Annotated in this window: 25 protein-coding genes and 2 tRNA genes; 23 read left to right on the top strand and 4 right to left on the bottom strand. The window is 66.3% G+C overall.

Annotation, left to right across the window (positions count from 1 at the left end; translation table 11 throughout):
• The first annotated feature begins 75 nt into the window (after positions 1-75).
• Together GA0116996_RS16190 and GA0116996_RS16185 are read left to right on the top strand one after the other, a co-directional pair.
• A complete protein-coding gene (locus GA0116996_RS16190; protein ID WP_092313636.1) occupies positions 76-1,197 on the top strand; it encodes an esterase/lipase family protein in 1,122 nt (373 codons plus the stop codon).
• The gene (locus GA0116996_RS16185; RefSeq protein WP_092313633.1) at positions 1,184-2,230 is read left to right on the top strand and encodes a lipase secretion chaperone; all 1,047 of its coding nucleotides are present in this window, start codon (positions 1,184-1,186) and stop codon (positions 2,228-2,230) included. The genes GA0116996_RS16190 and GA0116996_RS16185 overlap by 14 nt, the downstream gene beginning before the upstream one ends.
• An 82-nt stretch (positions 2,231-2,312) precedes the next feature.
• Here the strand turns inward: GA0116996_RS16185 and GA0116996_RS16180 are convergent, their stop codons facing one another.
• The gene (locus GA0116996_RS16180) at positions 2,313-4,001 is read right to left on the bottom strand and encodes an electron transfer flavoprotein-ubiquinone oxidoreductase (protein ID WP_092313630.1); all 1,689 of its coding nucleotides are present in this window, start codon (positions 3,999-4,001) and stop codon (positions 2,313-2,315) included.
• Positions 4,002-4,375: 374 nt separating this feature from the next.
• Here GA0116996_RS16180 and GA0116996_RS16175 point away from each other — a divergent pair, with 374 nt between their 5' ends.
• The 5 genes from GA0116996_RS16175 (at position 4,376) to GA0116996_RS16155 (ending at position 8,880) form a co-directional block, all read left to right on the top strand.
• A complete protein-coding gene (locus GA0116996_RS16175; protein ID WP_092313627.1) occupies positions 4,376-5,161 on the top strand; it encodes an SDR family oxidoreductase in 786 nt (261 codons plus the stop codon).
• A gap of 267 nt (positions 5,162-5,428) precedes the next feature.
• Complete coding sequence (locus GA0116996_RS16170) at positions 5,429-6,031, top strand: TRAP transporter small permease (protein ID WP_092313624.1); 603 nt, start codon at positions 5,429-5,431, stop codon at positions 6,029-6,031.
• Complete coding sequence (locus GA0116996_RS16165; protein ID WP_174549297.1) at positions 6,028-7,332, top strand: TRAP transporter large permease; 1,305 nt, start codon at positions 6,028-6,030, stop codon at positions 7,330-7,332. The genes GA0116996_RS16170 and GA0116996_RS16165 overlap by 4 nt, the downstream gene beginning before the upstream one ends.
• A gap of 65 nt (positions 7,333-7,397) precedes the next feature.
• Positions 7,398-8,426, top strand: coding sequence for a DctP family TRAP transporter solute-binding subunit (locus GA0116996_RS16160; RefSeq protein WP_092313621.1), 1,029 nt, complete (start codon positions 7,398-7,400; stop codon positions 8,424-8,426).
• A gap of 52 nt (positions 8,427-8,478) precedes the next feature.
• Positions 8,479-8,880: an acyl-CoA thioesterase gene (locus tag GA0116996_RS16155; RefSeq protein WP_092313618.1), complete on the top strand. Its 402-nt coding sequence runs from the start codon at positions 8,479-8,481 to the stop codon at positions 8,878-8,880.
• Between the two features lie 12 nt (positions 8,881-8,892).
• On the opposite strand, the gene GA0116996_RS16150 is transcribed toward GA0116996_RS16155, so the two are convergent.
• Entirely contained in the window at positions 8,893-9,438 is a 546-nt protein-coding gene (locus GA0116996_RS16150) for a PAS and helix-turn-helix domain-containing protein (RefSeq protein ID WP_092313615.1), read from the bottom strand.
• A gap of 181 nt (positions 9,439-9,619) precedes the next feature.
• On the opposite strand from GA0116996_RS16150, the gene GA0116996_RS16145 reads away from it, so the two are divergent.
• From GA0116996_RS16145 to GA0116996_RS16135, 3 genes are all read left to right on the top strand, one after another.
• Positions 9,620-10,321, top strand: coding sequence for a CoA transferase subunit A (locus tag GA0116996_RS16145; protein ID WP_092313612.1), 702 nt, complete (start codon positions 9,620-9,622; stop codon positions 10,319-10,321).
• A gap of 11 nt (positions 10,322-10,332) precedes the next feature.
• Complete coding sequence (locus GA0116996_RS16140) at positions 10,333-10,971, top strand: CoA transferase subunit B (protein ID WP_092313609.1); 639 nt, start codon at positions 10,333-10,335, stop codon at positions 10,969-10,971.
• 203 nt (positions 10,972-11,174) lie between these two features.
• The gene (locus tag GA0116996_RS16135; RefSeq protein WP_092313606.1) at positions 11,175-11,555 is read left to right on the top strand and encodes a putative zinc-binding protein; all 381 of its coding nucleotides are present in this window, start codon (positions 11,175-11,177) and stop codon (positions 11,553-11,555) included.
• A gap of 43 nt (positions 11,556-11,598) precedes the next feature.
• Here GA0116996_RS16135 and GA0116996_RS16130 read toward each other — a convergent pair whose 3' ends face one another.
• Both GA0116996_RS16130 and GA0116996_RS16125 read right to left on the bottom strand, forming a co-directional pair.
• Entirely contained in the window at positions 11,599-12,090 is a 492-nt protein-coding gene (locus tag GA0116996_RS16130) for a DUF411 domain-containing protein (protein WP_092313603.1), read from the bottom strand.
• Between the two features lie 39 nt (positions 12,091-12,129).
• On the bottom strand, positions 12,130-12,906 hold the full coding sequence (locus tag GA0116996_RS16125; RefSeq protein WP_092313600.1) for a 3-hydroxybutyrate dehydrogenase: 777 nt from the start codon (positions 12,904-12,906) through the stop codon (positions 12,130-12,132).
• Positions 12,907-13,109: 203 nt separating this feature from the next.
• Between GA0116996_RS16125 and GA0116996_RS16120 the strand changes: the two genes are divergently transcribed.
• From GA0116996_RS16120 to GA0116996_RS16060, 13 genes are all read left to right on the top strand, one after another.
• Entirely contained in the window at positions 13,110-13,991 is an 882-nt protein-coding gene (locus GA0116996_RS16120) for an alpha/beta fold hydrolase (protein ID WP_092313597.1), read from the top strand.
• Positions 13,992-14,061: 70 nt separating this feature from the next.
• Entirely contained in the window at positions 14,062-14,424 is a 363-nt protein-coding gene (locus GA0116996_RS16115) for a RidA family protein (RefSeq protein ID WP_092313594.1), read from the top strand.
• A gap of 15 nt (positions 14,425-14,439) precedes the next feature.
• Positions 14,440-16,668, top strand: a complete 2,229-nt coding sequence (locus tag GA0116996_RS16110) for a RelA/SpoT family protein (RefSeq protein WP_092313591.1) — start codon at positions 14,440-14,442, stop codon at positions 16,666-16,668.
• A 21-nt stretch (positions 16,669-16,689) separates the two neighbouring features.
• A tRNA-Val gene (locus GA0116996_RS16105) sits at positions 16,690-16,766 on the top strand.
• Positions 16,767-17,126: 360 nt separating this feature from the next.
• Positions 17,127-19,034 carry a threonine--tRNA ligase gene (thrS, locus tag GA0116996_RS16100; RefSeq protein WP_092313588.1) on the top strand — a complete coding sequence of 636 codons (1,908 nt, stop codon included), beginning with the start codon at positions 17,127-17,129 and terminating at the stop codon, positions 19,032-19,034.
• 47 nt (positions 19,035-19,081) lie between these two features.
• On the top strand, positions 19,082-19,603 hold the full coding sequence (gene infC / locus GA0116996_RS16095; protein ID WP_081479471.1) for a translation initiation factor IF-3: 522 nt from the start codon (positions 19,082-19,084) through the stop codon (positions 19,601-19,603).
• A gap of 167 nt (positions 19,604-19,770) precedes the next feature.
• Positions 19,771-19,968 (top strand): 50S ribosomal protein L35, encoded by a 198-nt coding sequence (rpmI, locus tag GA0116996_RS16090; protein WP_006575466.1) that lies wholly within the window; start codon positions 19,771-19,773, stop codon positions 19,966-19,968.
• Between the two features lie 28 nt (positions 19,969-19,996).
• Positions 19,997-20,353, top strand: a complete 357-nt coding sequence (gene rplT / locus GA0116996_RS16085; RefSeq protein ID WP_008650487.1) for a 50S ribosomal protein L20 — start codon at positions 19,997-19,999, stop codon at positions 20,351-20,353.
• 250 nt (positions 20,354-20,603) lie between these two features.
• Complete coding sequence (gene pheS / locus GA0116996_RS16080) at positions 20,604-21,635, top strand: phenylalanine--tRNA ligase subunit alpha (protein ID WP_012352553.1); 1,032 nt, start codon at positions 20,604-20,606, stop codon at positions 21,633-21,635.
• A 59-nt stretch (positions 21,636-21,694) separates the two neighbouring features.
• A complete protein-coding gene (pheT, locus tag GA0116996_RS16075; protein WP_092313585.1) occupies positions 21,695-24,142 on the top strand; it encodes a phenylalanine--tRNA ligase subunit beta in 2,448 nt (815 codons plus the stop codon).
• Positions 24,143-24,229: 87 nt separating this feature from the next.
• Positions 24,230-24,640, top strand: a complete 411-nt coding sequence (locus tag GA0116996_RS16070; protein WP_026200608.1) for an integration host factor subunit alpha — start codon at positions 24,230-24,232, stop codon at positions 24,638-24,640.
• Between the two features lie 116 nt (positions 24,641-24,756).
• Positions 24,757-25,182 (top strand): MerR family transcriptional regulator, encoded by a 426-nt coding sequence (locus GA0116996_RS16065; protein ID WP_092313582.1) that lies wholly within the window; start codon positions 24,757-24,759, stop codon positions 25,180-25,182.
• A gap of 55 nt (positions 25,183-25,237) precedes the next feature.
• Positions 25,238-25,314 (top strand) — tRNA-Pro (locus tag GA0116996_RS16060).
• Positions 25,315-25,361 lie beyond the last annotated feature (47 nt).

Here is a 25,361-nt window from a genome sequence, read left to right as displayed (position 1 = left end):
TGTTTTGATTGTCTCCCCGGGGCGGGCCGTCTTTACTGCTTCCAACATAAAAAGACCCACCACCGAGGAGACCAGATGGAGCACGGCGAACCCCACGCGTGCGGGCAACGCACGCCCGTACCACGCGTGCAGCAGCCCCGTAATTCCCTGCGCAGGCTGGCAGGCACCGCCGCGGCACTGGCCGCCGCGGCCATGCTGGCGCAACCGGCGCCGGCCGCCGCCGCCGTCACCGCTAATGGCGACTACGCAAAGACGCGCTACCCGATCGTGCTGGTCCACGGGCTGACCGGCGCGGCGAAGATGGCCGGCGTGCTCGACTACTGGTATGGCATCCCCGAAGTGCTGCGGGCCCATGGCGCGCAGGTCTATGTCGCCACGGTGCCGTCGTTCAACAGCGACGCCGAGCGCGCGCTGGCGCTGCAGGCTTATGTGCGCGCGGTCAAGCTGGAAAGCGGCGCCGACAAGGTCAACCTGATCGGCCACAGCCAGGGCGGGCCCACCTCGCGCGTGCTGGCGGCGATGTCGCCGCAGGACGTGGCTTCGGTCACCACCATCGGCAGCCCCCACCGCGGCAGCGAAGTGGCCGACACCGTGCTCGACCTGATCAACGGCATCGGCACCATCCCGATCGCCGGCCCGGTGCTGGTCAGCCTGATCCAGGGCGTGTTCGATACGGTCGGCTGGTTCAACGGCATCAGCAACGGGCAGGCGCTGGACCAGGATGCGCTGGCGTCGCTCAAGAGCCTGACCACGCGCGGCGCCGCCGAGCAGAATGCGCGGCTTGACGCCACGCTGGTGCCAGGGACCAGGTCGGCGCTGGGCGCGGACTGCGACAGCGCCGGCGCAGTGTCCGAGCAGCGCCAGGCGCGCGACGCCGCGGGCAATCTCGTCACCCATACCCAGGCCGCGTATTCGTGGACCGGGCAGGGCGGCCCGCTCAGCCTGCTGCGCTCCAACTTGCTGGATCCGTCCACGGTGATGATGTCGACCTCGGCAGGGCTGATGGCGCTGAAGGGCGCCGGCGCCAATGACGGGCTGGTCTCGGTGTGCAGCAGCAAGTGGGGGCGGGTGCTGGCCACCGGCTATTACTGGAACCATCTCGACGAGGTCAACCAGATGGCGGGGCTGTACCAGGATGCGGATCCGCGCACGGTCATCCTGAACCACGCCAACCGGCTGCGCAATGACCAGCTCTGAGCGATCGCCGCGGATCTGGCTGGCCCTGCTGCCGGCCGGCGCCGCGGCCGCAGCGGTGTACTGGCTGACCCTGCCGGCGGATCCGGCGCCCGTGCCGCGGCAGGCGGCAGTGGCGAACGCCGCGGCTCCGCTTGCGCCATCGGCGGATCCGGTGCCCGCTGTCGACGCCGCCTGGCCATCGCTGGCCGGTGTGGAGATGCCCGCAGGCCCCCAGGCCGATGCCGCGGGCAACCTGCGGCTGACGCGAGCACTGCGCACCTATTTCGATTATTTCCTGAGTGCGCGCCACGACGCCGGCGGCATCGATGCGCTCGACGCGGTGGTGCATGACGATATCCGCCGCCATGTGCCGCAGCCCGCGGCCGGGCAGGCCTGGCAGCTGTGGCGCCGCTACGTGGCCTGCCTGGCCGAGAGCCAGCCCGAGGCCGCGCGCAAGCCGCTGGCGGATACGGACGGCACGCTGGATGCGCAGCAGGTGCGGCAGCTGCGCGCGCTGCTGGCGCAGCGCCATGCAGCGCGCCAGCGCTGGCTGCCCGAGGTCGCACAGGCCTGGTTCGGCGACGAGCACGCCCATGACGAGGCCATGCTGGCGCGGCTGGAGATCGCGGCGCAGGCCGGCCTGGACGACGCGCAGCGGCGGCAGCGGCTGGCCGAGCTCGACGCCACGCTGCCAGAGCCCTTGCGCGCCGCGCGCGAAGCCAGCGCACGCCCGCGGGCTATCAGCCAGACCATCGCCGACCTGCAGGCTGCCGGCCGCGGCGCGCAGGACATCGGCGCGGCGCTGGCGCAGGCCTACGGCCCCGAGGTGGCGCAGCGCTACCAGCAGCAGGCGCAGGCCGAGCAGTCATGGCAGCAGCGCTACGACGACTATGCCGCGCGCCGCGCGCAGATCGAGGCGTTTGCGGGGTTGTCGGAGCAGGATCGGCGGCAGCAGCTGGACACGCTGCGCAGGCAGGCTTTCGACAATCCGAGCGAGGCGCTGCAGGCGGAGGTGGTCGACCAGGCGATGGCAGCGCGGCGGCAGGCACGCTAACGCGTGCCGCGGTCGAATAAAAAGAAAACGGCACCGGGAATCCGGTGCCGTTGTCACTTGCCAGCGCGCTTGCGCGGCCGTCTTACATGCCGACGTAGTTCGGGCCGCCGCCACCCTCCGGGGTCACCCACACAATGTTCTGCGTCGGGTCCTTAATGTCGCAGGTCTTGCAGTGCACGCAGTTCTGCGCGTTGATCTGCAGGCGTTCCTTGCCCGAGGTCTCGTCCTGCACGAACTCATACACGCCCGCCGGGCAGTAGCGCGACTCGGGGCCGGCGTACTTGTCCAGGTTGATGTCGACCGGCACGCTGGCGTCCTTCAGCGTCAGGTGCGCCGGCTGGTTTTCTTCATGGTTGGTGTTGCTGATGAAGACCGAGCTGAGGCGGTCGAAGGTCAGCTTGCCGTCCGGCTTCGGATACTCGATCTTCTGGCATTCGGCGGCCGGCTTCAGGTAGACGTGGTCCGGCTTCTGGCGATGCAGGGTCCAGGGCGGGTTGCGCACGCCCAGCTTGGGCAGCAGCCATTGCTCGATGCCGGTCATCAGCGTGGCGGTGGTGCGGCCCTTCTTGAACCACTGCTTGAAGTTCTTGGCCTGCAGCAGCTCCTTGTACAGCCAGCTCTGCTCGAACGCGGCCGGGTAGGCGCTCAGCTCGTCGTGCTGGCGGCCGGCCTGCAGCGCGTCATAGGCGGCCTCGGCGGCGAGCATGCCGGTCTTGATCGCGGCGTGGCTGCCCTTGATGCGCGAGGCGTTCAGGTAGCCAGCATCGCAGCCGACCAGCGCGCCGCCCGGGAACACGGTCTTGGGCAGCGACAGCAGGCCGCCGGCGGTGATGGCGCGCGCGCCATACGAGAGACGCTTGCCGCCTTCGAAGTACTGGCGGATCTCCGGATGGGTCTTGAAGCGCTGGAATTCCTCGAACGGCGACAGCCACGGGTTGGTGTAGTCCAGGCCGACCACGAAGCCGACCGCGACCTTGTTGTCTTCCATGTGGTACAGGAACGAGCCGCCGTAGGTGGCCGGGTCCAGCGGCCAGCCGGCGGTATGCACCACCAGGCCGGGCTTGTGCTTGGCCGGATCGATTTCCCACAGTTCCTTCAGGCCGATGCCGTAGCTCTGCGGATCCTTGCCGGCATCCAGGCCGAACTTGTCGATCAGCTGCTTGCCCAGGTGGCCGCGCGCGCCTTCGGCGAAGATCGTGTACTTGGCATGCAGCTCCATGCCGAGCTGGAAGTTGTCGGTCGGCTCGCCTTCCTTGTTGATGCCCATGTTGCCGGTGGCCACGCCCTTGACCGAGCCGTCTTCGTTGTACAGCACCTCGGCGGCCGGGAAGCCCGGGAAGATCTCGACGCCGAGCGCCTCGGCCTGCTGGCCCAGCCAGCGCACGAAGTTCGACAGGCTGACGATGTAGTTGCCTTCGTTGTGGAAGCACTCGGGCAGCAGCGCCGGGGGCGTGCCCTTGGAGCCGGTCTCGTTCAGGAACAGGAACTTGTCCTCGGTCACGGCCTGGTTCAGCGGCGCGCCCAGCTCCTTCCAGTTCGGGATCAGCTCATTCAGGGCGCGCGGGTCCATGATGGCGCCCGACAGGATGTGCGCGCCGGGCTCGGAGCCCTTTTCCAGCACGCACACGTTGACGTCGGCGCCTTTCTCCTGCGCGAGTTGCTTCAGGCGGATGGCGGTGGCCAGGCCGGCGGGGCCGCCGCCGACGATGACCACGTCGTATTCCATGGCTTCGCGCGGGCCGAACTGCTCCAGGAGCTGTTGCTGATCCATTTGTCTCTAACCCTCTGTTTCTTTGCTGCTAGCTGGCAATTGTGGGAAATGCGGTGATCTTTTTGCTGAGAACCCGGCCCGGGCGAGGCGTGGGGGCCGCCCGGGGAGCCGCGCGGGCCCGGCGGTGAATCGGCGCCGATTCGCGATCGGACGGCGATCGAACGGCGACGGAACAACGCTGGAACGGCGTCCGAAGGCGGCCGGATCGCGCGTTTTCCCTCTTTCCCTTTGCGGGCCAAGTTCTTAGAATCTCCGGCATTGTCCGGGACTCGCCACCCACAGGCAAGGATTTTTTTGGAACGGTCGTTCTTTTTTTTGATATGCTGCCTTCTGCTCCTGATGAGGCCAGAGGGGCTCCCGCACAAGAGGTAATCATGGGTTTGTCGATCAATCTGGAAGGCAAGGTGGCGCTGGTGACCGGCGCGTCCAGCGGGCTGGGCTCGCGTTTCGCCACGGTGCTCGCTGCCGCCGGGGCCAAGGTGGTGCTGGCCTCGCGCCGCACCGAGCGGCTCAAGGAACTGCGCGCCGCGATCGAGGCCGAGGGCGGCAGCGCGCACGTGGTGCGCCTGGACGTGACCGACCCCGACAGCATCCGCGCCGCGGTGGCGCACGCCGAGACCGAAGCCGGCGCCATCGATATCCTGGTCAACAACTCCGGCGTGTCCACCACGCAGAAGCTGACCGAGGTGGCCCCGGAAGACTTCGACTTCGTCTTCGACACCAATACCCGCGGGGCGTTTTTCGTCGCGCAGGAAGTCGCCAAGCGCATGATCGCGCGCGCCAAGGGCGCCGAGCGCAACGGCAGCCCGCTGCCGCAGGCGCGTATCGTCAATATCGCGTCGGTGGCGGGGCTGAAGGTGCTGTCGCAGATCGGCGTGTATTGCATGAGCAAGGCGGCGGTGGTGCACATGACCAGGGCCATGGCGCTGGAATGGGCGCGCCATGGCATCAATTCCAACGCCATCTGCCCCGGCTATATCGACACCGATATCAATCACCACCATTGGGATTCCGACGCCGGGCAGAAGCTGATCCAGATGCTGCCGCGCAAGCGCCTGGGCAAGCCGGAAGACCTCGACGGCCTGTTGCTGCTGCTGGCATCGGACCAGTCGCAGTTCATCAACGGCGCCGTCATCACCGCCGACGACGGCATGGTCTGAGCGCCCGCGCGCTGACACCGGGGGCGCAAGTCCCCCGCATCCCGCCCACGCGCCAAAAGCGCCGCGGGATGCCCGAGCGCCAACCCAGGGCTTATCCGGTCCCCTTGGGCGCGCCGTCGTCAGTACGCGTCAAACTTCAGAAATTTCGTGCGTGGCAGGCCAGTCTTGGCATAATCCGCCATGTCTGCAGATTAAGTCTTTACATACAAAGCGAGAACGCCGCGGTGGCCGCATGGCCCGAGCGGCCCTGGACCGGAGGCCGGGGAGATGGAGCAACAAACAGAGGCACGGCGCAACGCCGTGCCGCAACACGTCGTCGATTCCGCGGTGATCCCGCGGGCCGCCGACGAAGCGCAGGACGCTGAATTCCGGGTATCGCCCCGCCTCGAGGACTGGATTGGCGTGATCGTGATGGTGCTGCTGGTCGGCATCACCTTCGCCAACGTGGTGGTCCGCTATTTCACCGACGAGTCGTTCGCCTGGACCGAGGAATTCTCGGTCTTCCTGATGATCGTGCTGGCCCTGGTGGCCGGCAGCGCCGCGGTGGCGCGCGACCGCAATATCCGCATCGAATTCTTCTTCGAACGCGGCAGCGCCGCGCGGCAGCGGCGCCTGGCGGTCCTGTCGGCGCTGGCGGTGGCGGTGATGTTTATCGCTCTGGCGGTGCTGGGGGCGCGCATTACCTGGGATGAGTACACCTTCGGCGAGACCTCGCCAGGCATCGGCGTGCCGAGCTGGTGGTACTCGATCTGGCTGCCGGTGCTGTCGGCCGGCATCGCGCTGCGCGCGCTGGCCCTGATGGTGCGCAACGTGCGCGCGCTCAAGGCGCTGCATCAACAGAGCCAGTCGGCGACGGAGCGTGCGCCATGACGCTGGTTGCCATCATCCTGTTCGTGGTCTTTATTGGCCTGATGCTGCTTGGGGTGCCGATCGGCGTGTCGCTGGGGCTGGGCGGCCTGGTTGCGATCGGCCTGTCCAATCTCGATACGCAGATGTTCGGCCTGCTGGCGGTGCCGCAGAATTTCTACGCAGGCCTGGCCAAGTATCCGCTGCTGGCGATCCCGATGTTCGTGCTGGTGGGCTCGATCTTCGACCGCTCCGGCGTGGCGCAGCGGCTGGTGACCTTTGCCATCGCCGTGGTCGGCCGTGGCCCTGGCATGCTGCCGCTGGTGGCGATCCTGGTGGCGATGTTCCTCGGCGGCATTTCCGGTTCGGGCCCGGCCAACGCGGCCGCGGTCGGCGGCGTGATGATCGCGGCGATGTCGCGCGCGGGCTATCCCGGCTCGTACAGCGCGGCGGTGGTCGGCGCGGCGGCCGCGACCGACATCCTGATCCCGCCGTCGGTGGCATTCATCATCTACAGCGTGCTGGTGCCGGGCGCATCGGTGCCGGCGCTGTTCGCGGCCGGCATGATCCCGGGCGTGCTCGCGGGCATCGCGCTGATCGTGCCGGCGGTCTGGCTGGCGCGCAAGCACAATATGGGCGCCGCCGAAGCCGCGCTGCCGCGCCCGCCGTTCTGGAAAAGCCTGCGCGAGGCCGCGTGGGGCCTGGTGGCGCCGTTTCTGATCCTGGGCGGCATGCGCGCCGGCTGGTTCACGCCGACCGAAGCCGCCGTGGTGGCGGTGGTCTATGGCCTGTTCGTCGGCATGGTGGTGTACCGCAGCATCGGCATGCGCGACCTGTTCACGATCTTCCAGGAAGCGGCCGAGACCTCGGCGGTGATCCTGCTGGTGGTGGCGCTGGCCGGCATCTTTGCCTATGCGCTGTCGACGCTGGGCGTGATCGACCCGCTGGCGCAGGCAATCGCCACCTCCGGGCTGGGCGAATACGGCGTGCTGGCGCTGATCGTGCTGCTGCTGATGACGGTGGGCATGTTCCTCGACGGCATTTCGATCTTCCTGATCTTCGTGCCGCTGCTGCTGCCGATCGCCAATGCCTTCCAGTGGAACCCGGTGTGGTTCGGCGTGGTGCTGACGCTGAAGGTGGCGCTGGGCCAGTTCACGCCGCCGCTGGCCGTGAACCTGATGGTGTCGTGCCGGATCGCCCGCGTGCGCATGGAAGAAACCGTGCCCTGGGTGATCTGGATGCTGCTGGCGATGTTTATCGCCATGCTGATGGTGCTGGCTTATCCGCCGCTGGCGACGTGGCTGCCGGAGTACCTCGGCTATTGACCGCTGTCGATGCCGTGTTTGCATTCACCAACAAGAACCTGACGCTTTTCCCCTGAGGAGATGAAATGAAACGTCGTGCCCTGATGCTCGCAACGGCCGCCGCCCTGGCCGCCTCCGCCTTCGCCCCCGCCGGTGCGATGGCCCAGACCTACAAGTCCGAGTACAAGATGTCGCTGGTGCTCGGCCCGGCCTTCCCGTGGGGCAAGGGCGGCGAGATCTGGGCCGACCTGGTCAAACAGCGTACCAACGGCCGCATCAACATCAAGCTGTACCCGGGCACTTCGTTGGTGGCCGGCGACCAGACCCGCGAGTTCTCGGCGATCCGCCAGGGCGTGATCGACATGGCGGTGGGCTCCACCATCAACTGGTCGCCGCAGGTCAAGGAACTGAACCTGTTCTCGCTGCCGTTCCTGATGCCCGACTACAAGGCGCTGGACGCGCTGACGCAGGGCGAGGTCGGCAAGTCGATCTTCGCCACGCTGGAGAAGGCCGGCGTGGTGCCGCTGGCGTGGGGCGAGAACGGCTTCCGCGAGGTGTCGAACTCCAAGCGCGAGATCCGCAAGCCGGAAGACCTCAAGGGCCTGAAGCTGCGCGTTGTGGGCTCGCCGCTGTACATCGAGACCTTCAACGCGCTGGGCGCCAACCCGACCCAGATGAGCTGGGCCGACGCGCAGCCGGCGATGGCCTCGGGCGCGGTCGACGGCCAGGAGAATCCGCAGTCGGTGTTCGCCGCCGCCAAGCTGTACACGGTCGGCCAGAAGTACGTCACCACCTGGGGCTACGTCGCCGATCCGCTGATTTTCGTGGTCAACAAGCAGATCTGGGAAAGCTGGACCCCGGCCGACCGCGAGATCGTCAAGCAGGCCGCCATCGATGCCGGCAAGCAGGAAATCGCGCTGGCCCGCAAGGGCCTGGCCGAGGCCGGCACGCCCGCGTGGAAGGACATGGAGGCCCACGGCGTCAAGGTCACGCACCTGACCCCGGCCGAGCATGACGCCTTCCGCAAGGCTACCGCCAAGGTCTACGACAAGTGGAAGAAGCAGATCGGCACCGACCTGGTGACCAAGGCTGAAGGCGCGATCGCCAAGCGCTAAGTCATTAAGCAGGCCCGCCAGTGTTGGCGGGCCTGTTGCTTTGGAGGCTGAGATGAAGCACGTCTATACGGTGGTGATGCCGATCCGGTGGGGCGACATGGATGCGATGGGCCATGTCAACAACACCGTCTATTTCCAGTACCTGGAGCAGGCGCGCATCGAATGGTTCGCGTCGCTGGGCCGCGGCGGCAAGGATGCGAACGGGCAGGGGCCGGTCATCATCAATGCGCATATGACCTTCCTGAAGCAGTTGCGCTATCCGGGCGAGATCGAATGCCGGGTCTATGCCGGGCAGCTGGGGCGCACCAGTTTCGAGACGCGCATGGAAATCCGCCGCACCGATCTGCCCGAGGTGGTATGGGCCGAGGGTGGGGCCAAGGTGGTGTGGTGCGACTATGCGGCGGAGAAATCGGTGCCGGTGCCGGCGGAGATCCGGGCGATCATCGAAGGGTGATCGTTTTCGGCGTCAGTGGGCCACCAGCCGCTGCACCAGATCCACCGACGTACTCGCCCCATACTTCTTCATCAGCCGCGCCCGATAGATGTCGACCGTGCGCGGGCTGATCGCCAGCAGCTTGCCGATCTGCTTGCTGGTCTTGCCTTCCACCAGTTGCGCCGCGATCTCGCGTTCGCGCGCGGTCAGTTCGGCGGTGACCTGGCGTTTCTGCGACAAGTCCTCGAAGGTCCAGATTCCTGCGCCGAGCGGCTGCGCCCGGTCCAGCGCGCGACCGGTAACGTGGCACCAGAACAGTTCCCCGCCGGCGCGCTTCATGATGCGTTCGTCCGAATACATGCCGCGCTTGCCCATGATCGGCGCGATGCGCGCGCCGGTGCGCTCGAATTCGTCGGCGGTGGGGTAGAGCACCTGGAACGACTGGCCCAGCAGGGCCTCGCGCGTGGTGCCGAAGATGCGGCAGACCTCTTCGTTGCAGTCCTCGATCACGCGCTCGCGTGACAGCACCAGGCCCACGGGGGCGAGCTGGAAGGCGGTCTGGTAGTCGATGGCGGGCATCTGCTTATGTATTTTTACGTAATGGCGTAGCCGGCTGTGCTTGCGTATGCTGTCGGTCGGACGCGTTACGGCGACGGCCGACCGCCCGTTGCCGATTGTACCGTTACAATTTCCCTGCGTCGCCCGCCGCACTACCCGCCGGCGGGGAGATCGACAGGGACTACCGAGGAAGGAGCGAAGCATGAACAAGGTCTACGCCAGCGCCGCAGAAGCGCTTGCAGGCGTCGTCCGCGACGGCCAGACGATCGCCGTGGGCGGTTTCGGCCTGTGCGGCATCCCCGAGGCGCTGATCGGCGCGCTGCGCGACAGCGGCGCCAAGCAGCTGACCTGCATCTCCAACAACGCCGGCGTCGACGGCTTCGGCCTGGGCCTGCTGCTGGCCACGCGCCAGATCAAGAAGATGATCTCGTCCTACGTGGGCGAGAACAAGGAGTTCGAGCGCCAGTACCTGGCCGGCGAACTGGAACTGGAATTCACCCCGCAGGGCACGCTGGCCGAAAAGCTGCGCGCCGGCGGCTCGGGCATCCCGGCCTTCTTCACCAAGACCGGTGTCGGCACCATCGTCGCCGAAGGCAAGGAAATCCGCGAATTCGACGGCGAAAAGTACGTGATGGAACGTTCGCTGACCGCCGACGTGGCGCTGGTCAAGGCCTGGAAGGCCGACAAGGCCGGCAACCTGGTGTTCCGCCGCACCGCGCGCAACTTCAATCCGATGTGCGCGATGGCGGGCAAGGTCACCGTGGCCGAGGTCGAGCAGATCGTCGAGACCGGCGAACTCGATCCCGACGAGATCCACCTGGCCGGCATCTTCGTGCAGCGCCTGGTGCTCAACGCCCACCCCGAGAAACGCATCGAGCAGCGCACCGTGCGCGCGGCCAGCTAAGGAGACCCATCATGGCATGGACACGTGACGAAATGGCCGCGCGCGCCGCGGCCGAGCTGCAGGACGGTTTCTACGTCAACCTGGGCATCGGGCTGCCGACGCTGGTGGCCAACTGGGTGCCCGAAGGCATGGAAGTCTGGCTGCAATCCGAGAACGGCCTGCTCGGCATCGGCCCGTTCCCGACCGAGGCCGAGGTCGACGCCGACATGATCAATGCCGGCAAGCAGACCGTGACCACGCTGCCGGGCTCGTCGATCTTCTCGTCGGCCGACTCGTTCGCGATGATCCGCGGCGGCCACATCAACCTGGCCATCCTGGGCGCGATGCAGGTCAGCGAGAAGGGCGACCTCGCCAACTGGATGATCCCCGGCAAGATGGTCAAGGGCATGGGCGGCGCGATGGACCTGGTCGCCGGCGTCGGCCGCGTGGTGGTGCTGATGGAACACACCGCCAAGAAGAAGGACGGCACCGAGGACATCAAGATCCTGAAGCAGTGCAACCTGCCGCTGACCGGCGTGGGCGTGGTCAATCGCATCATCACTGACCTGGGTGTGATGGACGTGACTGCCGACGGCCTGAAGCTGGTCGAAACCGCACCGGGCGTCAGCCGCGAGGAAATCCAGGCGAAGACCGGGGCGTCGCTGCTGTAAGCAACCCTTCGGCATTGCGTGACAGGCCCTGTGGCGCATTGCGCCACAGGGCTTTTTTCATTTGGTGCCCGGCAGCTGGCTACGCAGATCGGCCGTGCGGGCTAGCTCTATCGGCGAATGGCCCGTCCCCGCACAAGTCACTATGCTGGCCGCTTCCCAGCAGGCGTGGTCCTGTCAACACAAGTCCTGACGGAAGGAGCGCGATGCCGGCTTCCCCCACCCGATCCCTGCCCCTGGTGTACGCCTGCTCCGGCTGCTCCAGCGTGGCGCAACTGGCCAATGCCTGCGCGGTGCGGCTGGACCGAACCGGCCGCGCGGAAATGTCGTGCATCAGCGGCGTGGGCGGCGGCGTGCCGGCGCTGACGCGGGTGGCGCGATCGGGCCGGCCGATCCTGGCGCTGGACGGGTGTCCGCTGGCTTGCGTGCAGGTCTGCCTGGCCAATGCGGGCGTGGTGCCGGGGCAGCACCTGGTGCTGAACCGGCTGGGCGCGGTCAAGCGCCAGCATGGGGAATGCACCGAGGGCGAGACCGAGGCGGTGTGGCGGGAGGTCGAGGCGGCGCTGGAGCGCCTCGCACAGGGGTAGGGCATTGCCGGATGCGCCGCGGCGCATCCGGAGCCGCGACACGTCAGGCCGCCGGCCTGTTGTGGCGGCTGAACACCGAGGCCGCGCCGTCGGCCTTGACCAGCAGCACGTCGAAGGGATCCTTGCGCGGACCCTGTTCCATGCCCGGCGAGCCGACCGGCATGCCCGGTACTGCCAGCCCGACCGCCTTGGGTTTGGCGGCCAGCAGCTTGCGGATATCGGCGGCGGGCACGTGACCCTCGATCGCATAGCCGGCGATATGGCCGGTATGGCAGGAGCCGAAGCGCTCGGGCATGCCGAAGCGCTTGCGGTATTCGCCGGTATCCTCGACGTCATGCACCGTCACGGTGAAGCCGTTGGCGCGCAGGTGCTTGACCCATTCCTCGCAGCAGCCGCACAGCGGACTCTTGTAGACGTCGATGGCCAGCGGCTTCGCCTGCGCGAAGGCATCGGCCGCCGGGCCCAGCACACCCACGGCGAGCGTGCCGAGCGCGAGCGCGCCCAGGGTGCCGAGAAAACGTCGTCGTTGCATCATTGCTTGCTGCTCCTTGCTGTCGTGCGCCGGTGTGGCACCTTACTGCGCCACCCAGCCGCCATCCATGTTCCAGATCGCGCCGCGCACCTGGCGGGCCGCCTCGGACGACAGGAACACGGCCAGCGCGCCCAGTTCATCGGGGGTGACGAACTGGCCCGAGGGCTGCTTCTCCAGCACCAGCTCGCGCTTGGCCTGCTCGACCGGGATGCCTTCCTTCTGCGCGCGGGCTTCGACCTGCTTCTGCACTAGCGGCGTCAGCACCCAGCCCGGGCAGATCGCGTTGGCGGTGACGCCGGTCTGCGCGGTTTCCAGCGCGGTCACCTTGGTGAAGCCGACGATGCCATGCTTGGCCGCCACATAGGCGGATTTCTGCGCCGAGGCCACCAGCCCGTGGGTGGAGGCGACGTTGATGATGCGGCCCCAGTTCTTCTGCTTCATGCCGGGCAGCGCCAGGCGCGTGGTATGGAAGGCCGAGGTCAGGTTGATGGCGATGATCGCGTCCCAGCGCTCGGGCGGGAAATCCTCGATGGCGGCGACGTGCTGGATGCCGGCGTTGTTGACCAGGATGTCGGCGCCGCCGAAATCCGACTGCGCGTAGCGCATCATGTCTTCGATCTCGGCCGCCTTGCTCATGTCGGCGCCGTGGTAGCCCACGCGGATGCCCTGGCCCGCCTGCGCGATCTCGTTCTTTGCGGCGTCCGCGTCACCAAAGCCATTGACGATGATGTTGGCGCCCTGCGCCGCCAGCGCCTTTGCGATGCCGAGCCCGATGCCGCTGGTCGAGCCAGTTACCAGTGCGGTCTTGCCGTTGAGCATGTAAGCCTCCGTCGAGAGAAAGGGGATGCCACGGCAGGACAGCCGCCGGATTGGCAGCGCGCGCCGTGGCGTGCGCGGCCGCGCGCGGGGCGCGGACACTGTGCTGTGGCATTGTACCCGCTGCGGCGTACAATCCAGCTTTGCTCAACTTCCGGCGGCGGCGTTTCCTGGCGCTGTGCGGTCCGGTTTGCCAGGGAGTCCAGATGTCTGCCAGTCCGCGTCTCGGTTTCGTCCAGTGCATCAGTCCGGCGGGCCTGCACCGCATGGCCTACCACGAGTGGGGCGATCCCGCCAATCCGCGCGTGCTGGTGTGCGCGCATGGCCTGACGCGCACCGGGCGCGACTTCGACGCCGTGGCCCGCGCGCTGTGCGGCGACTACCGCGTGGTGTGCCCGGATGTGGTCGGCCGCGGCCGTTCCGAATGGCTGGCCGATGCCAGCGGCTACGTGGTGCCGCAGTATGTCTCCGACATGGTCACGCTGATTGCACGGCTCAATGTGGAGAAGGTGGACTGGTTCGGCACCTCGATGGGCGGACTGATCGGCATGGGCCTGGCCGGGCTGCCGAAGTCGCCGGTGCGCAAGCTGCTGCTCAATGACGTCGGCCCCCGCATCGCGCCCTCGGCGGTCGAGCGTATCGGCGCCTACCTCGGCCTGCCGGTGCGCTTCAAGACCTTCGAGGAAGGGCTGGCGTACCTGCAGACCATCAGCGCGTCGTTCGGCCGCCACAGCGCCGAGCAGTGGCGCGAGCTCAACGCCGCCATCCTGAAACCGATGCAGGGCGCAGATGGCCTGGAATGGGGCTTGCATTACGATCCGCAGCTGGCGCTGCCGTTCCGCAAGTCCACGCCCGAGGCCATCGCCGCCGGCGAAGCCGCGCTGTGGCGCAGCTTCGAAGCCATCGAGGCGCCGGTGCTGGTGGTGCGCGGCGCGCAGTCCGACCTGCTGCTGCGCGAGACCGTGGCCGAGATGGTGGCGCGCGGCAAGCATGTGAGCTCGGTGGAAGTGCCCGACGTGGGCCACGCCCCGACCTTTGTCGATCCGGCGCAGATCGCGATCGTGCGCCAGTTCTTTACCGGCGCCTGAGCGCGCCCGCTGCCGGCCTGGTTACCGGCCTGATTGTGATCCGGCTGTTTTTATTGAGTTACGCATTGCCATGAGTCTTACTGAACTGAAGCGCGCCCACGTGGGCAAGCGCCTGTCCGAATACGCGGTCTACAACGGCGTGGTGTATCTGGCCGGCCAGGTGCCCGAGGTCGATCCCAAGGCCGATATCCGCGGCCAGACGCGCGAGGTGCTGGGCCATATCGACCGCCTGCTGGCCGAGGCCGGCAGCGACAAGACCCGCATCCTGTCGTGCCAGATTTTCCTGACCAACATCGATCTTATCGGCGAGATGAACGAGGTCTGGGACGCCTGGGTGCCGCAAGGCAACACGCCGCCGCGCGCCACCGTCGAAGCCCGCCTGGCCAATCCCGATTACCTGATCGAAGTGGTGGTGACCGCTGCGCTCAACTGATGCAGGCGCTGTGACATGGTGACGTCGACCGACCTGGCTGGCCGGGTCGCGGGCATTCCGGATACCGAGCTGGTCGAGCGCGCGCTGGCCTACGTGCGCGAGCACGGCGCCGGCGTTGCGCTGCCCACCGGCGAGACCGTGCAGTCGCACGCGGAGGGGATGCTGCGCATCCTCGACGGCCTGCGCGTGGACGATTCCGCGCGCGCGGCCGCGTGCCTGTTCGGCCTGGCGGCATTCGTGCCCGAGACCGACGCCGAGATCGAGCCGCGCTTCGGCGAGGAAGTGGCGCGGCTGGTCAATGGCGTGCGGCAGCTGCTGCGCATCGGCGCCATCGCCGGCAATCGCCCTGAGGTGGAGTCGGCCGCGCCGTCGAAGAACGAAGCCCAGGCGCGCCACGAGCAGGTCGAGGCGCTGCGCAAGATGCTGCTGGCCTTCGCGCAGGATATCCGCGTGGTGCTGGTGCGGCTGGCGTCGCGCCTGCAGACGCTGCGCTGGCTGGCCGAGACCAAGCAGGCGCCGCTGCCCGGCGTGGCGCGCGAAACGCTCGACATCTACGCGCCGCTGGCCAACCGCCTGGGCATCTGGCAGATGAAGTGGGAGCTGGAAGACCTGGCCTTCCGCTTCGAGCAGCCCGATACCTACAAGCGCATCGCCCGCCTGCTGGATGAAAAGCGCATCGAGCGCGAAGGCTATATCGCCGGCGCGATCGCGCGGCTGCAGTCCGAGCTGACCGCCGCGGGCATCCGCGCCGAGGTGAGCGGCCGGCCCAAGCACATCTACAGCATCTGGAAGAAGATGCGCGGCAAGGAGCTGGATTTTGCCGACCTGTACGATGTGCGTGCGTTCCGCGTGATCGTCGACGATATCAAGGATTGCTATACGGTGCTCGGCATCGTCCACCATATCTGGCAGCCGATCCCGCGCGAGTTCGACGACTACATTTCACGGCCCAAGGCCAACGGCTACAAGTCGCTGCACACGGTGGTGATCGGCGACGACGGGCGCGCCTTCGAGGTGCAGATCCGCACCCACGAGATGCACCACTTCGCCGAATACGGCGTGGCCGCGCACTGGCGCTACAAGGAGGCGGGCAGCCGCGGCTATGCCGGGCAGTTTTCCGCCAGCGAGCGCTATGACGAAAAGATCGCCTGGCTGCGCCAGCTGCTGGCGTGGAAGGACGATGCCGACCACAGCGTGGCGCACGACGAATCGTGGGAGCAGATCAAGCACGCCGCGATCGACGACCACATCTACGTGCTGACGCCGCAGGCGCGCGTGGTGGCGCTGCCGCAGGGCGCGACCGCGGTGGATTTCGCCTACTACCTGCACAGCGACCTCGGCCACCGCTGCCGCGGCGCGCGCGTGGACGGCACCATGGTGCCGCTGAACACGCCGCTCAAGAACGGCCAGACCGTCGAAATCATCGTGGTCAAGCAGGGCGGGCCGTCGCGCGACTGGCTCAATGCCGATCTCGGCTACCTGGCCAGCAGCCGCGCCCGCGCCAAGGTGCGCGCGTGGTTCAACGCGATGGACTCGCAGGAAACCATTGCGCAAGGCCGCGCGCTGATCGACAAGACCCTGCAGCGCGAAGGCAAGACCGCGGTCAAGCTGGAAGACCTGGCGACGCGGCTGGGCTTCAAGACCCCCGACGAGCTGTTCGCCGCGGTGGCCAAGGACGAGTTCAGCCTGCGCCATGTGGAGCACGCGCTGCGCCACCCCGAGGGCGAAGTCCAGGCGCCGCTGAGCGAGGAAGACGCCGTTACCAAGAAGAGCCGCGCCACCAGCGTGGCACGCGGCGCCAAGAGCGGCGTGCTGGTGGTGGGCGTCGATTCGCTGATGACGCAGATGTCGCGCTGCTGCAAGCCGGCGCCGCCGGACGAGATCGTCGGCTTTGTCACGCGCGGACGCGGGGTGTCGATCCATCGCCGCAACTGCCATACCTTCCAGCAGCTGTCGGCGCGCGCGCCCGAGCGCGTGATCCAGACCGAGTGGGGCAAGAAGAGCCACGCCGCGGTCTATCCGGTCGACATCCAGGTCGAGGCGATCGACCGGCAGGGCCTGCTGCGCGACATCTCCGAAGTGCTGTCGCGCGAGAAGATCAACGTCACCGGGGTCAAGACGCTGTCGAGCAAGGGCGTGGCGCGCATGCAGTTCACCGCCGAGGTGTCCGAGGCGACGCAGCTGCAGCGGGCACTGCTGATGATCGAAGAGGTCCAGGGGGTGTTGCAGGCGAAAAGAAAGTGATGCTATACTTGCGGCTTCGCTAGGCTCGTAGCTCAGCTGGTTAGAGCACCACCTTGACATGGTGGGGGTCGTTGGTTCGAGTCCAATCGAGCCTACCAACGAATTGCAGTAAAGCAGTAACAAGAAGTGCGGCAAGTCCGATTCAACCCCATACGGAACGGAAGGGCATCATGGTTATGACACCGCGAACTACTACCGCTGGCAAGCGACAGTAGTCGAGGTGCGCCTTCGACCCGGTTGGATCGGGTTTGACAAAGAGAAACGCGGCCTTGGCCGCGTTTTTTTTTCGTCCGTCGCTTGCCAGCAGCCCTGATAAGCTGCCGCCTTCCCGTGCGGCAGCGCGGGGCAGCCAAGAACCAATCGCCGGCGCGCAGGCATGCGGGCCGACGCCACAAGATGCAGTTTGATCCGCCCGGGCAAAGGCGCAAGGCGCCGCCGGCGGAACCTGGAGAGTCGAAATGATCGCAATCACGCTGCCGGACGGGTCCCGCCGCGAGTTTCCCGGACCGGTGACGGTTGCCGAAGTGGCGCAGAGCATCGGCGCCGGCCTGGCCAAGGCCGCGCTGGCCGGCAAGGTGGATGGCCAGCTGGTCGACACCAGCTACAGGATCGAGCGCGATGCGGAACTGGCCATCGTCACGGACAAGGATGCCGATGGCGTCGATGTGATCCGCCACTCCACGGCGCACTTGCTGGCCTATGCCGTCAAGGAGCTGTATCCGGAGGCGCAGGTGACGATCGGGCCGGTGATCGAGAACGGCTTCTACTACGACTTCGCCTACAAGCGCCCCTTCACGCCGGAAGACCTCGCCGCCATCGAGAAGAAGATGACGGAGCTGGCGCGCAAGGACGAAAAGGTCACGCGCGAAGTGTGGAACCGCGACGAAGCGGTGGCGCTGTTCGAGTCGATGGGCGAGAAGTACAAGGCCGAGATCATCGGCTCGATCCCTGCCGACCAGGAAATCGGCCTGTATCGCGAAGGCAATTTCGTCGACCTGTGCCGCGGGCCGCACGTGCCGTCGACGGGCAAGCTCAAGGTCTTCAAGCTGATGAAGGTGGCCGGCGCCTACTGGCGCGGCGATGCCAACAACGAGATGCTCCAGCGCATCTACGGCACGGCATGGGCCAGGAAGGAAGACCAGGAAGCCTACCTGCACATGCTGGAAGAGGCCGAGAAGCGCGACCACCGCAAGCTGGGCAAGACGCTGGACCTGTTCCACCTGCAGGAAGAGGCGCCCGGCATGGTGTTCTGGCACCCCAAGGGCTGGCAGGTGTGGCAGGCCGTCGAGCAGTACATGCGCGGCCGCCTGACGGACGCCGGCTACGACGAGGTGCGCACGCCGCAGGTGATGGACCGTTCGCTGTGGGAGAAGTCGGGCCACTGGGAGAACTACAAGGAGAATATGTTCGTCACGGAGTCGGAGAAGCGCGACTACGCGATCAAGCCGATGAACTGCCCGGGCCATGTTCAGATCTTCAACCACGGCTTGCGCTCGTACCGCGACCTGCCGCTGCGCCTCGCCGAGTTCGGCGCCTGCCATCGCAACGAGCCGTCCGGCGCGCTGCACGGGCTGATGCGCGTGCGCGGCTTTGTGCAGGACGATGCGCATATCTTCTGCACGGAAGAGCAGATCGTTGCCGAGGCCAAGGCCTTCAACGAACTGGCTTTCTCCGTTTATGACGACTTCGGCTTCAAGGATGTGAAGGTCAAGCTGTCGCTGCGCCCGGACCAGCGCGCCGGCTCGGACGAGGTCTGGGGCCACGCCGAAGAAGGCCTGCGCCTGGCGCTGCGCGCCTGCGGCGTGGACTGGGAAGAGCTGCCGGGCGAGGGCGCCTTCTATGGCCCGAAGGTCGAGTACCACATCAAGGACGCCATCGGCCGCTCGTGGCAGTGCGGCACGCTGCAGCTGGACCTGGTGCTGCCCGAGCGCCTGGGTGCCGAGTACGTCTCCGAGGACAACTCGCGCAAGCGCCCGGTGATGCTTCATCGCGCCATCCTGGGCTCGTTCGAGCGCTTCTTGGGGATCCTGCTGGAAAACCATGCCGGCGCGCTGCCGGCCTGGCTGGCCCCGGACCAGGTGGTGGTGATGAATATTGCGGATTCGCAGGCAGAGTACGCCGAAAGCGTCGTGCAATTGCTGCAAAAACAAGGGTTTAGGGCCAAGGCCGATTTGCGTAACGAGAAAATTACGTATAAAATCCGCGAGCATTCGCTTCAAAAGGTCCCCTACCTGCTGGTAGTGGGCGACAAGGAGCGGGATGCCAATCAAGTGGCCGTGCGTGCCCGTGGCAACGTGGATCTGGGTGTGATGCCCGTCTCCGCGTTTGTTGAGCGTCTGCAACACGACGTCGCCAGCAAAGCCTGAGGGTGGTGAGCACGGCTTGTTTTTTTGTCTTCTTGAGGTAACGCAACATCGCTACGGACAAAGGTCATCGCATCAACCGGGAAATCAGCGCGCCTGAATTGCGCCTGGTAGGGGTTGATAACGAGCAGCTCGGCATCGTCAAGTTCATGGACGCTCTGCGGCTGGCTGAGGACAAGGACTTGGACCTGGTGGAGATCGCCCCCAACGCGACTCCGCCCGTCGCCCGGATCATGGATTACGGGAAGTTCAAGTACGAGGAAGCCAAGCGCGCCCACGAGGCCAAGCTGAAGCAGAAGATCATCCAGGTCAAGGAAGTCAAGTTCCGGCCGGGTACGGATGATGGCGACTACAACGTCAAGCTGCGCAACCTGAAGCGCTTCCTGGAAGATGGCGACAAGACCAAGATCACGCTGCGGTTCCGTGGTCGCGAGATGGCCCACCAGGAAATCGGCGCGCGCATGCTCGAACGCCTGAAGGCGGACCTGGAAGAGATCGGCCAGGTCGAGCAGATGCCGAAGATGGAAGGGCGCCAGATGGTGATGGTGCTCGCCCCCAAGAAGAAGAAGTAATTCCTGCGCGGTGCGGCGGCCGGGATGCCAGTCATCCCGGCGTTGCTTCGTGCGGAAGTCGCGCGGGGTCCGCCAGGGCCATCGTGCAACAACAAGTGGATGCGGGTCTTGCAAGCGTCGGCGTCAGTCGTCCACCTGCATGCATGTCATATGAGCTGGAGTTTTTCATGCCGAAGATGAAGACGAAGAAAAGCGCCTCCAAGCGCTTTACTGCCCGTCCGAACGGTTCGTTCAAGCGTGGCCAGGCCTTCAAGCGTCACATCCTGACCAAGAAGACCACCAAGAACAAGCGTCAACTGCGCGGTACTCAGGACGTCCATGAGACGAACCTGAAGTCGGTGCGCGCGATGATGCCTTACGCATAACCCCTGACGACAACGAAAGGAGAATTACATGCCTCGAGTAAAGCGTGGGGTCACTGCACGGGCCCGTCACAAGAAGGTTATCGACGCTGCCAAGGGTTACCGCGGCCGTCGCAATAATGTCTATCGCATCGCCAAGCAGGCGGTCATGCGTGCTGGCCAGTACGCGTACCGCGATCGCCGCAACAAGAAGCGCGTGTTCCGCGCGCTGTGGATTGCGCGTATCAATGCCGCGACGCGTGAGCATGGCATGACCTACAGCGTGTTCATGAACGGTCTGAAGAAGGCCTCGATTGAACTGGACCGCAAGGTGCTGTCGGACATGGCTATCCACGACAAGCCTGCCTTTGCCGCCATCGTCAACCAGGTGAAAGCCACCGTTGCCTGATGCCGGCTCCGGTCGCGCGCAAGCGCTGCCGGGCAAGCACCGACCGCAAGGTCGACCGCTGACCGCAAGGTCTGCTGAAACGGGGCTCCTCACCGAGCCCCGTTTTTATTTGCGGTTCCGGATGCCGTTTTGCGATTGTTGATGAAACCGCATCCGGAAACGCATACCGCACGAAGTGCCAACCCACGTCGGGCCGGCCTTGTCGCATGACAGGGTTCGGCCGACGCCAGAACACTCCACGACCGCCGCCATGTCTCAGGATCTGGACCAAATCGTCGCCGACGCCCAGGCCGCTTTCGCCGCCGCCAATGACAACGCCACGCTGGAAAACGAGAAGGCCCGCTTCCTCGGCAAGACCGGCGCGCTGACCGAACTGCTCAAGGGCCTCGGCAAGCTCGACCCGGAGACCCGCAAGAGCGAGGGCGCGCGCATCAACCAGGTCAAGCAGCAGGTGGAAGCCGCGCTGCAGGCGCGCCGCCAGGCGCTGGCCGACGCGCTGATGAACGCGCGCCTGGCCGCCGAAGCCATCGACGTCACGCTGCCGGGCCGCGCGGTGGCGCGCGGCAGCCTGCATCCGGTGATGCGCACCTGGGAGCGCGTCGAGCAGATCTTCGGCTCGATCGGCTTCGACGTGGCCGACGGCCCCGAGATCGAAACCGACTGGATGAACTTCACCGCGCTGAACAACCCGGACAACCATCCGGCGCGTTCGATGCAGGACACCTTCTACGTGGACGGCCGCGACAGCGAAGACAAGCTGCTGCTCCTGCGCACGCATACCAGCCCGATGCAGGTGCGCTACGCCAGGATGCACGTGGAGAAGTACGCGGGCAAGGCGATGCCGCCGATCAAGGTGATCTGCCCGGGCCGCACCTATCGCGTCGACAGCGACGCCACCCACTCGCCGATGTTCAACCAGGTCGAAGGCCTGTGGATCGGCGAGGACGTCAGCTTCGCCGACCTGAAGGGCGTGTACACCGACTTCCTGCGCAAGTTCTTCGAGCGTGACGACATCCAGGTGCGCTTCCGTCCTTCGTACTTCCCGTTCACCGAGCCGTCGGCGGAGATCGACATGGCCTTCGGCAATGGGAAGTGGCTGGAAATCTCCGGTTCGGGCCAGGTGCATCCGAACGTGCTGCGCAACATGGGCCTCGATCCCGAGCGCTATATCGGTTTCGCGTTCGGCTCCGGCCTCGAGCGCCTGACCATGCTGCGCTACGGCATCAACGACCTGCGCCTGTTCTTCGAGGGCGACGTGCGCTTCCTGCGCCAGTTCGCCTGAACAGGCGACCGTCAAACTCGTCACCGACTACACAGAATACTTACCGGATCAGAAGCGCCATGCAATTCTCGGAATCCTGGCTTCGCACCTTCGCCAACCCTGAAAAGATCTCCACCGACGCGCTCTCGCACAGCCTGACCATGGCCGGCCTGGAAGTGGAAGAGGTAGGCCCGGTCGCGCCGCCGTTCGACAAGGTGGTGGTCGCGCACGTGCTGTCGACCGAGCGCCATCCCAACGCCGACCGTCTCAACGTGTGCCAGGTCGACGCCGGCACCGGCGAGACCCTGCAGATCGTCTGCGGCGCGCCCAACGTCAAGCCGGGCATCAAGGTGCCGTGCGCGCTGGTCGGCGCGGTGCTGCCGCCGGCAGAGGACGGCGGCAAGCCGTTCGAGATCAAGGTCGGCAAGCTGCGTGGTGTCGACAGCTACGGCATGCTGTGCTCGGCGCGCGAACTGAAGCTGTCGGAAGACCACGGCGGCCTGATGGTGCTGCCGGAAGACGCGGCCGTCGGCCAGAACATCCGCCAGTACCTGGACCTCGACGACCAGGTCTTCGTCATCAAGCTGACGCCGAACAAGGCCGACTGCCTGTCGATCCATGGCGTGGCGCGCGAGGTGTCGGCGCTGACCGGTGCCGCGCTGAACCTGCCCGACATGAAGCCGGTGCCGGTGACGATCCAGGACAAGCTGCCGGTCAAGGTATCGGCCCCCGATCTTTGCGGCCGCTTCTCCGGCCGCGTCATCCGCGGCGTCAACGCGCGTGCCGCCACCCCGTTGTGGATGGTTCAGCGTCTGGAGCGCTCGGGCCAGCGCAGCGTGTCGGCGCTGGTCGATATCTCCAACTACGTGATGCTGGAGCTGGGCCGTCCCTCGCACGTGTTCGACCTGCACAAGATCCATGGTGGCCTGGATGTGCGCTGGGGCCGCAAGGGGGAACAGATCAAGCTGCTGAACGGCAATACCATCGAAGTCGACGAGCAGGTCGGCGTGATCGCCGATGACAAGGAGATCGAGAGCCTGGCCGGCATCATGGGCGGCGACAGCACCGCGGTGACGCTGGACACCACCGACATCTACCTCGAGGCAGCGTTCTGGTGGCCGGCCGCGATCCAGGGCCGCAGCCGTCGCTACAACTTCTCGACCGACGCCGGACACCGTTTCGAGCGCGGCGTGGACTACGCCACCACGGTCGAGCATATCGAGCGCATCACCGCGCTGATCCTCGACATCTGCGGCGGCCAGGCCGGCCCGGTGGACGACCACGTGGTCAACCTGCCGGTGCGCAAGCCGGTCAGCCTGCGCGTGGCGCGCGCCGAGCGCGTGCTCGGAATCGAGCTGTCGCCGGCGGCCATCGCCGACGTGTTCCAGCGCCTGCAGCTGCCGTTCACGCGTGCGCAGGGCGCCGAGGGCGAAGTGTTCGAAGTCACGCCGCCGAGCTACCGCTTCGATATCGAGATCGAGGAAGACCTGATCGAGGAAGTCGCGCGCATCTACGGTTTCGAGCGCATCCCGGCGCGCCCGCCGGTTGCCGAAAGCGAAATGCGCCCGACCGACGAAGCCCGCCGCTCGACCCACGTGGTGCGCCATGCCGTGGCCGCGCGCGACTACCAGGAAGTGATCAACTTCGCCTTCGTCGAAGAGAAGTGGGAGCGCGACTTCGCCGCCAACGACAAGCCGATCCGCCTGCTCAACCCGATCGCCAGCCAGCTGGCGGTGATGCGCTCGACGCTGATCGGCGGGCTGGTCGAGAAGGTGCGCTACAACCTCAACCGCAAGGCCGCGCGCGTGCGCATGTTCGAGGTGGGCCGCGTGTTCCATCGCGACGCCGAGGTCAGCGATGGCGGTCTCACCGTGGCCGGCTATGACCAGCCGATGATGGCTGCGGGCATCGCCTACGGCCCGGCGTTCGAGGAGCAGTGGGGCGTCGCCACGCGCAATGTCGACTTCTTCGACATCAAGGGCGACGTCGAGGCGCTGTTCCATCCGCGCGTGCCGCGCTTCGAGCCGGTATCGCACCCGGCGCTGCATCCGGGCCGCGCCGCGCGCGTGCTGCTCGACGGCGAGCCGGTGGGCGTGGTCGGCGAACTGCATCCGCGCTGGCTGCAGGAGTATGAGCTGGCGCATGCGCCGGTGCTGTTCGAACTGCAACTCGACGCGCTGCGCGCCACCGGCCTGCCGGCATACACCGAGATCTCCAAGTTCCCCGCTGCCGTGCGTGACCTGGCCGTGGTCGTGAAGCAATCGGTACGCGTGCAGGACCTGCTCGACACCATGCGCGCGGCCCTGGAAAAACAGGGTTACGGCCGCTTCTGCCAGGGCCTGGTGCTGTTCGACGAGTTCCGTCCCAAGGGGGCTTCCACGGCCATCGGCGCGGACGAGAAAAGCCTTGCGTTCCGGGTGACCTTGCAAGATACTGGGTCGACCCTTCAGGACGAAACCGTCGACAGCGCGGTGCGCTGCATGGTCGACGCGCTGGCCGAAGCCTTCCAGGCGCGGCTGCGCGGCTGATCCGTCGCCAGGACCGACGGACCACGATAAAAAGGGCGCCCGGGCTCGCCCCGGGCGGATCGCCAGACAGACACTCGAGCGATCGACATGAATGATCGAGACGCGAATTCCATGACCGCTGCAGCACTGGGTGAGATGAGCGACCGGCAGGCATCCTCCCTTGACGATGCAATGCCGGACGCCCGCGCGACCGAAGTTCCCACGCTGACCAAGGCCGAGCTTGCCGAGATGCTGTTCGACCAGGTGGGCCTGAACAAGCGCGAGTCGAAGGACATGGTCGAGGCCTTCTTCGATGTCATCCGCGAAGCGCTGGAGCAGGGTGACAGCGTCAAGCTTTCCGGCTTCGGCAACTTCCAGTTGCGCGACAAGCCGCAGCGGCCCGGCCGCAATCCCAAGACCGGCGAAGTCATCCCCATCACCGCGCGCCGCGTGGTGACGTTCCACGCCAGCCAGAAGCTCAAGGGCCTGGTCGAAGAACGCGCCGGCATCGCCGGCTGACCCGTCACCCGAACGGCGGATTGCTTCCCGAGGCCGGCATCGGTATTCTTCTGGGCGCGCGCGCGAGGCGCGCCAACCTCCTGGCCGGCATGGCCTGACGCTCGTCTACACACTGCATGTCGGACAAACCCAGCGACCGCATCGCGTTGCCGCCGATCCCGGCCAAGCGCTACTTCACCATCGGTGAGGTGAGCGAGCTGTGCGCCGTCAAGCCGCACGTGCTGCGCTATTGGGAACAGGAGTTCACGCAGCTCAAGCCGGTCAAGCGCCGCGGCAACCGCCGCTACTACCAGCACCATGAAGTCCTGCTGATCCGCCGCATCCGCGAGCTGCTCTACGAGCAGGGCTTCACCATCAACGGCGCGCGCAACCGCCTCGACGAAGGCCGTCATCACAGCGCGGCCACGACGACGCAAATGTCGATGGAAGCCGGCGCGGAAAAGGCCCCGGCACTGTCGGTCGACATCGCCGGCTTACGCAATGAGTTGGTCGACGTGCAGCACCTGCTGGCGCAGCTGCGCGAGATCGCGAAGCACGGATAATTTCCACGTCAGGAGCTAGTCATACGAGAAATGCTTCTGTTATAATCTTTTGCTTCGGGGCGTAGCGCAGCCTGGTAGCGTACCTGCATGGGGTGCAGGTGGTCGGAGGTTCAAATCCTCTCGCCCCGACCAGACAGAACCCGCTTGGTATAAGGCCAAGCGGGTTTTTTATTGTCCCG

This window comes from Cupriavidus alkaliphilus, from assembly GCF_900094595.1.
Taxonomy (GTDB): domain Bacteria; phylum Pseudomonadota; class Gammaproteobacteria; order Burkholderiales; family Burkholderiaceae; genus Cupriavidus; species Cupriavidus alkaliphilus.
Note: the sequence above shows the minus strand (reverse complement) of the source record. Positions and strands in the feature narration are given on the sequence as shown.

Coding starts and splice junctions, on each gene's coding strand:
- GA0116996_RS16190 (WP_092313636.1), top strand. CDS start 76: ATGGAGCACGGCGAACCCCACGCGTGCGGGCAACGCACGCCCGTACCA.
- GA0116996_RS16185 (WP_092313633.1), top strand. CDS start 1,184: ATGACCAGCTCTGAGCGATCGCCGCGGATCTGGCTGGCCCTGCTGCCG.
- GA0116996_RS16180 (WP_092313630.1), bottom strand. CDS start 4,001: ATGGATCAGCAACAGCTCCTGGAGCAGTTCGGCCCGCGCGAAGCCATG.
- GA0116996_RS16175 (WP_092313627.1), top strand. CDS start 4,376: ATGGGTTTGTCGATCAATCTGGAAGGCAAGGTGGCGCTGGTGACCGGC.
- GA0116996_RS16170 (WP_092313624.1), top strand. CDS start 5,429: ATGGAGCAACAAACAGAGGCACGGCGCAACGCCGTGCCGCAACACGTC.
- GA0116996_RS16165 (WP_174549297.1), top strand. CDS start 6,028: ATGACGCTGGTTGCCATCATCCTGTTCGTGGTCTTTATTGGCCTGATG.
- GA0116996_RS16160 (WP_092313621.1), top strand. CDS start 7,398: ATGAAACGTCGTGCCCTGATGCTCGCAACGGCCGCCGCCCTGGCCGCC.
- GA0116996_RS16155 (WP_092313618.1), top strand. CDS start 8,479: ATGAAGCACGTCTATACGGTGGTGATGCCGATCCGGTGGGGCGACATG.
- GA0116996_RS16150 (WP_092313615.1), bottom strand. CDS start 9,438: ATGCCCGCCATCGACTACCAGACCGCCTTCCAGCTCGCCCCCGTGGGC.
- GA0116996_RS16145 (WP_092313612.1), top strand. CDS start 9,620: ATGAACAAGGTCTACGCCAGCGCCGCAGAAGCGCTTGCAGGCGTCGTC.
- GA0116996_RS16140 (WP_092313609.1), top strand. CDS start 10,333: ATGGCATGGACACGTGACGAAATGGCCGCGCGCGCCGCGGCCGAGCTG.
- GA0116996_RS16135 (WP_092313606.1), top strand. CDS start 11,175: ATGCCGGCTTCCCCCACCCGATCCCTGCCCCTGGTGTACGCCTGCTCC.
- GA0116996_RS16130 (WP_092313603.1), bottom strand. CDS start 12,090: ATGATGCAACGACGACGTTTTCTCGGCACCCTGGGCGCGCTCGCGCTC.
- GA0116996_RS16125 (WP_092313600.1), bottom strand. CDS start 12,906: ATGCTCAACGGCAAGACCGCACTGGTAACTGGCTCGACCAGCGGCATC.
- GA0116996_RS16120 (WP_092313597.1), top strand. CDS start 13,110: ATGTCTGCCAGTCCGCGTCTCGGTTTCGTCCAGTGCATCAGTCCGGCG.
- GA0116996_RS16115 (WP_092313594.1), top strand. CDS start 14,062: ATGAGTCTTACTGAACTGAAGCGCGCCCACGTGGGCAAGCGCCTGTCC.
- GA0116996_RS16110 (WP_092313591.1), top strand. CDS start 14,440: ATGGTGACGTCGACCGACCTGGCTGGCCGGGTCGCGGGCATTCCGGAT.
- thrS (WP_092313588.1), top strand. CDS start 17,127: ATGATCGCAATCACGCTGCCGGACGGGTCCCGCCGCGAGTTTCCCGGA.
- rpmI (WP_006575466.1), top strand. CDS start 19,771: ATGCCGAAGATGAAGACGAAGAAAAGCGCCTCCAAGCGCTTTACTGCC.
- rplT (WP_008650487.1), top strand. CDS start 19,997: ATGCCTCGAGTAAAGCGTGGGGTCACTGCACGGGCCCGTCACAAGAAG.
- pheS (WP_012352553.1), top strand. CDS start 20,604: ATGTCTCAGGATCTGGACCAAATCGTCGCCGACGCCCAGGCCGCTTTC.
- pheT (WP_092313585.1), top strand. CDS start 21,695: ATGCAATTCTCGGAATCCTGGCTTCGCACCTTCGCCAACCCTGAAAAG.
- GA0116996_RS16070 (WP_026200608.1), top strand. CDS start 24,230: ATGAATGATCGAGACGCGAATTCCATGACCGCTGCAGCACTGGGTGAG.
- GA0116996_RS16065 (WP_092313582.1), top strand. CDS start 24,757: ATGTCGGACAAACCCAGCGACCGCATCGCGTTGCCGCCGATCCCGGCC.